Raw genomic sequence first — 6,093 nt, forward strand, 5'->3', positions numbered from 1 at the left:
CGACCTACTGGCCATGACCATTGGCGACGCGAGCGGGAGCCTCCATGCCATTGCACTACCCCTTCACGGCCGTCCTCGGCGCCGACCCGGAGGCCACCCTCGAGCCGATGGCCACGGCACTGATCCTCAGTGCCGTCTCGCCCGACGTCGGCGGGGTGCTGATCCGGGGCGAGAAGGGCACCGCCAAGTCGACCCTGGTCCGCGCGCTGGCCGCGGTGCTGCCGCCGATCGCGGTGATCGCCGGCGACCGGTTCTCCTCCGACCCCGCCGAGCCGGCCCCGCTCTCCCCCGACGGCCCGTTCCCGGCGGACGCGGCCACCGAGACCCGGCCGGTCCGGCTGGTCGAGCTGCCGGTGGGCGCCACCGAGGATCGCGTGCTCGGCTCCCTGCATCTCGAGCGCGCGCTGAGTGCCGGCACGGTCGACTACGAGCCGGGCCTGCTCGCCAAGGCCCATCGCGGGATCCTCTACGTCGACGAGGTCAACCTGCTGCACGACCATCTGGTCGACGTACTCCTGGACGCGGCGGCGATGGGACAGGTCAGCGTCGAGCGGGACAACGTCTCGGTCAGCCACGCGGCCCGGTTCGTGCTGATCGGCACGATGAACCCCGAGGAGGGCGAGCTGCGTCCGCAGCTGCTGGACCGGTTCGGGCTCAGCGTGGAGGTGGCCGCACCGCGTGACCCGGCGCAGCGGGTCGAGGTCGTCCGGCGGCGGATCGCCTTCGACGCCGACCCGGCCGGCGTCGTCGCGGCGTACGAGGACAGCGAGCGGCGGCTGCGCGCGCGGATCGTCGCCGCCCAGGATCTGCTTCGGCACGTGCAGCTCTCCGAGAAGGCGCTGCTCAAGATCGCCGAGGTGTGCGCCGCGTTCGAGGTCGACGGACTGCGCGCCGACATCGTCACCGCCCGCACCGCGGTGGCGCACGCCGCCTGGCAGGGCCGGGATCGGGTGCAGCTCGAGGACATCCGGGTGGCCGCCCGACTGGCGCTCCCCCACCGGCGACGGCGCAACCCCTTCGACGCGCCCGGGCTCGACGAGGACCTGCTCGACCAGGTGCTGGGTGATGCCGAGCCGGACGATCCCGAGCCCGACCCGGGATCGGACGACACTCCTCCGGGTTCCGACGACAGCGGTCACGATTCGCCAACTCCAGAGACCGACTCGCCCGCTCCGGGGACCGACTCGGCGGCTCCGGGGACCGACTCGGCGGCTCCGGGGACCGACTCGGCGGCTCCAGGGACCGACTCGGCGGCTCCAGGGACCGACTCGGCGGCTCCGGGGACCGACTCGGTCGTCGGGTCGGGCGATGCCTACCGGGCCCGGCTGTTCGCGCTGCGTGGCGTGGGCGGCGGCGAAGCGGGCCGCCGGAGCCGGGCCGTCACCTCGACCGGCCGTCAGATCGGTGCCGCCCGTCCGGACGGTACGACGAGCGTCTCGATCCAGCTGGTCGAGACCGTCCGAGCCGCGGCGCCGTACCAGCGGGCGCGGGGCCGTGGCCCGGGCGGGCGCGTGCTGCTGCACTCCGACGACCTGCGCACGGTGACCCGCGAGGGGCGAGAGTCCAACCTGGTGCTCTTCTGCGTGGACGCCTCGGGCTCGATGGCCGCGCGCAAGCGGATGACACAGGTCAAGACCGCTGTGCTCTCGTTGCTGCTCGACGCCTATCGGCGCCGCGACAAGGTCGGTCTGGTCACCTTCCGCGGTGCCTCCGCCGAGCTCGCGCTGCCGCCCACCGGATCCGTGGAGATCGCGGCCCGGCGGCTGGACGAGCTGCCGGCCGGAGGCCGGACGCCGTTGGCCGAGGGACTGTGCGAGGCCGCCCGGGTGCTCGAGCTCGAGCGAGTGCGCGATCCACGCCGCCGGCCGCTGTTGGTGGTGCTCACCGACGGCCGTGCCACCCACGGCCCCGATGCCGTCGCTCGCTCACGGCTCGCCGCCGCGGGCCTGGCTCGCACCGGCGTCGGTGCGGTGGTGATCGACTGCGAGAGCGGACCGATGCGGTTCGGTCTGGCCCGCGGGCTGGCCGCCGAGCTCGGCGCGGAGCACGTCCCGGTCGCCGAGGTCTCCGCCCAGGTGCTCACCGACGCCGTCCGAGAGCGGGTGGCCTGATGCCACAGGGCAAGCCCAGCGTCGAACCGAACGACGGACTCACCACCCGCCAACGGCGCAATCGGCCACTGCTGATGGTGCACACCGGGCCCGGCAAGGGGAAGTCGACGGCGGCGTTCGGACTCGCCCTGCGGGCCTGGAACCAGGGCTGGCGGATCGGGGTCTTCCAGTTCGTCAAGTCGGCCAAGTGGCGCATCGGCGAGCAGAGCGTGCTCGAGCGTCTCGGCGAGCTGCACGACGCCACCGGCGAGGGCGGACCGGTGGAGTGGCACAAGATGGGCAGTGGCTGGTCCTGGTCACGCCGACAGGGATCGGCCGAGGACCACCAGGCCGAGGCGGTGGAGGGCTGGACCGAGATCACGCGGAGGCTCGCCGCCGAGACCCACGACCTCTACGTGCTCGACGAGTTCACCTACCCGATGACGTGGGGCTGGGTGGACGTCGACGAGGTGGTGGAGACCCTCGCCCAGCGGCCGGGGCGACAGTTCGTGGTCATCACCGGCCGCGACGCCGACCCCCGGCTGGTCGAGGCCGCGGACCTGGTCACCGAGATGGGCTGCGTCAAGCATCCGATGGACACCGGGCAGAAGGGCCAGCGGGGCATCGAATGGTGAACCCGTCCACGGCGCTTCCCCGCCTGGTGGTCTCCGCTCCGGCCAGCGGCCAGGGCAAGACCACCGTGGCCACCGGGCTGATGGCGGCGCTGCGCGCCACCGGACGCGCGGTGAGCGGGCACAAGGTCGGGCCGGACTACATCGACCCCGGCTTCCACGCCGTCGCCTGTGGCCGCCCGGGTCGCAACCTCGACGTCCGGCTCGTCGGCGAGGAGCTGATCGTGCCGCTGCTGCTGCACGGTGCCGCCGGGGCGGAGATCGCGGTCATCGAGGGCGTGATGGGGCTCTACGACGGGAAGGTCGGCGCGGACGGACTCGCCTCGACCGCGCAGGTCGCCGCGCTCACCGACTCGCCGGTCCTGCTGGTGGTGGACGCCTCGGCCGCCTCGCGCTCGGTGGCCGCGGTGGTGCACGGCCTGGCCACCTTCCCGGCCGGCACCCACGAGCGCGTCCGGATCGGCGGGGTGGTGCTGAACAAGGTGGGCTCGGCGCGGCACCGCGACGAGGTCTGCGGCGCCATGGAGCGGCTCGGCATCCCCGTCCTGGGCTCACTCCCGCACGACGCCGACCTCCGGCTGCCCGGTCGCCACCTCGGCCTGGTGCCTGCCGCCGAGCGCGCGGAGAGCGCCGCGGTGGTCGACGTGCTCGCCGAACGGCTGGCCGAGCATCTCGACCTGGACGCCATCCTCGCGCTGGCCGGCACGGCGCCGGAGCTCTCCGGCGCGCCGTGGGACCCGCGCGAACAGGTCGAACAGATCGAACAGGTCGTGCCGGTCGGACGCGTCGCTCCCGACCGGCGGGAGCGACCGGTGGTGGCCGTCGCCGGTGGCCGCGCCTTCACCTTCCGGTACGCCGAGACCGACGAGCTGCTCCGCGCGGCCGGGTGCGACGTGGTCCCGTTCGACCCGGCCCTCGACCGCGCCCTGCCCGCCGGCACCCGAGGCATCTATCTCGGCGGTGGGTTCCCGGAGATGCACGCCGCCGATCTGGCCCAGAACCACTCCCTGCTCGCCGAGCTGCGCGCCGCGGTGGCCGCCGGGGTCCCCACCGTGGCCGAGTGCGCCGGGCTGCTCTATCTGTGCCGCAGCCTGGACGGCGTGCCGATGGTCGGCGCCATCGACGCCGACGCCGCCATGAGCGAACGACTCACCCTCTCCTACCCGGTGCTCACCGCCGACCACGACACCCTGCTCACCCGGGCCGGTGACCGGGTCACGGCGCACGAGTTCCACCGCACCCGGATCTCGCCCGCCCATCCGTCCCCTGACAGCGGGCTCGTCCCGGCGTGGTGCAGCGACGGTCGGCCGGCCGGCTTCGCCGGTCCCACCCTGCACGCCTCCTATCTGCACGTCCACTGGGCCGGACACCCCCGGCTCGCCCGGCGGTTCGCCGAGGCCGTCCACCTCGCCCCGCCGCGCGCGGCCTGGTGCCGACCGGCGGCGTACGACGCCCGTCCGGCCGGGTCCGGCACCGCTCCCCCGGCCGGCACACCCCGGCCGTCCGACCCGCTGCGCCACCACGGCGACCTCGAGGTCCGCGACCGCGGCCTGGTCGATCTCGCGGTCAACGTCTACGCCGGGCCGCGGCCCTCCTGGCTCGACGAGGCACTGCACGCCGCCCTCGACCGGGCCCAGCTCTATCCCGACCCGGCGGAGGCGGAACGAGCGATCGCGGCCGGACACGGTCTCGCCCCCGACCGGGTGCTGGCCACCGCCGGCGCCGCCGAGGCGTTCACCCTGCTCGCCCGGCTGCGCCGGTGGCGGCGTCCGGTGGTGATCCACCCGCAGTTCACCGAGCCACACGCGGCGCTGGTCGCCGCCGGGCACACGCCGGAGGTGACGTACTGTCGCGCGGCCGACGGGTTCCGAGTCACCGAGGAGGTCCTCGCCCAGGTCGCCGCCGACGCGGACCTGGTCCTCGTCGGCAACCCGACCAACCCGACCGGGGTGCTGCACCCCCGGACCGCGCTCGAGGCACTGCGTCGTCCCGGCCGCCTGGTGGTGGTCGACGAGGCCTTCATGGACACGATCCCCGGCGAGCCCGAGAGCCTGCTGCGCTCGGGCCCCGGCGAGCTGCTCGACGGCGTGGTGGTGCTGCGCAGCCTGACCAAGCACTGGTCGATCCCCGGCATCCGGGCCGGCTACCTGGTCGGCGACCCGGGAACCGTCGCCGACCTGCGTGCGGTGCAGACGCCGTGGAGCGTCTCGACCCCCGCGCTCGCCGCACTGCGCGCCTGCGCCGGCGACCGGGCGCGGTCGGAGTCGACGGAGCGCGCCGTTCGCCTCGGCTCCTGGCGCGACCACCTCACCGATGGGCTCACCGAGCGGGGTATCGAGCAGGTCCCCTCGGCGACCTCGTTCGTGCTGGCCCGGCCCGGGGCCGGCGTGCACGAGCGGCTGCGCGCCCGGGGGGTGGCGGTGCGTCGCGCGGACACCTTCCCCGGGCTCGACGACCGCTGGGTCCGGATCGCGGTACGGCCACCGGAGCCCACCGACCGCCTCCTCACCGTTCTCGACACCATTCTCGATCCCGTCATCGATCCCGTCATCGACACCGTCATCGATCGTCCCGCCGAAGGAGAGTCATGACCCTCACCCCATCCGACGCCGCGGTGCGCAGCCGCGCCGCGGAGCGTCTCGCCGCCCTCGCCACGCCTCCGGGAGCGCTGGGCCGCCTCGGCGATCTGGCGCTCTGGCTGGCGGCGGCGCAGGGCACCTGTCCACCCGAGCCGGTGCAGAACGTCCGACTGGTCATCTTCGCCGGCGACCATGGCGTCGCGACCCACGGCGTGTCGGCCTTCCCGCCGGCGATCACCGGCGCCATGGTGCGCACCTTCCTGGCCGGCAAGGCCGGCGTCAGCGCCCTGGCCAACGCCCATGGCGTCGCGGTCCGGGTGCTCGACATCGGCGTCGACGAGGAGTTCGCCGACCTCGACGCCGCGGCGCGGACACGACTGCAGCAGCACAAGGTACGGCGCGGCAGCGGCGCCATCCACCTCGAGGACGCGCTCACCGCCGAGCAGACCGAGCAGGCGCTGGCGGCCGGCGCGGCGGTCGCCGCCGAGGAGATCGCGGCCGGCGCCGGGCTGCTGATCAGCGGTGACATGGGCATCGGGAACACCACGCCGGCGGCCGCGCTGGTGGCGGCCGGCCTCGGCCTCCCGGCCGGCGAGGTCACCGGCCGCGGGACCGGCATCGACGACGCGGCCTGGCGGCACAAGAGCGCCGTGGTCGAGGCGGCGCTGCGCCGGGCCGGCGACCGGGTCGCCGACCCGCGGCAGTGCCTGCAGGCGCTGGCCAGCGCCGACCTCGCCGCCACCAGCGCGGCCGCCGGCGTGGTGTTCCCGATGCCCATGTCACCGCTGATCA

4 protein-coding genes are annotated in these 6,093 nt (G+C 74.7%); all 4 read left to right on the forward strand.

Annotated elements, in window-relative coordinates; genetic code table 11:
* The first annotated feature begins 44 nt into the window (after positions 1 to 44).
* Positions 45 to 2,111 (forward strand): magnesium chelatase subunit D family protein, encoded by a 2,067-nt coding sequence (locus QM638_RS14220; RefSeq protein WP_415142772.1) that lies wholly within the window; start codon positions 45 to 47, stop codon positions 2,109 to 2,111.
* A complete protein-coding gene (cobO, locus tag QM638_RS14225; protein ID WP_415142774.1) occupies positions 2,111 to 2,725 on the forward strand; it encodes a cob(I)yrinic acid a,c-diamide adenosyltransferase in 615 nt (204 codons plus the stop codon). Before QM638_RS14220 ends, cobO begins: the two co-directional genes overlap by 1 nt.
* Positions 2,719 to 5,313 (forward strand): cobyrinate a,c-diamide synthase, encoded by a 2,595-nt coding sequence (locus tag QM638_RS14230; protein ID WP_415142775.1) that lies wholly within the window; start codon positions 2,719 to 2,721, stop codon positions 5,311 to 5,313. The genes cobO and QM638_RS14230 overlap by 7 nt, the downstream gene beginning before the upstream one ends.
* The coding region (locus tag QM638_RS14235) for a nicotinate-nucleotide--dimethylbenzimidazole phosphoribosyltransferase (protein ID WP_415142777.1) at positions 5,310 to 6,093 on the forward strand (784 nt) is incomplete at its 3' end. The genes QM638_RS14230 and QM638_RS14235, both read left to right, overlap by 4 nt.

The sequence above is a fragment of the Nocardioides sp. genome (assembly GCF_047606145.1).
Classification (GTDB): Bacteria; Actinomycetota; Actinomycetes; order Propionibacteriales; family Nocardioidaceae; genus Nocardioides.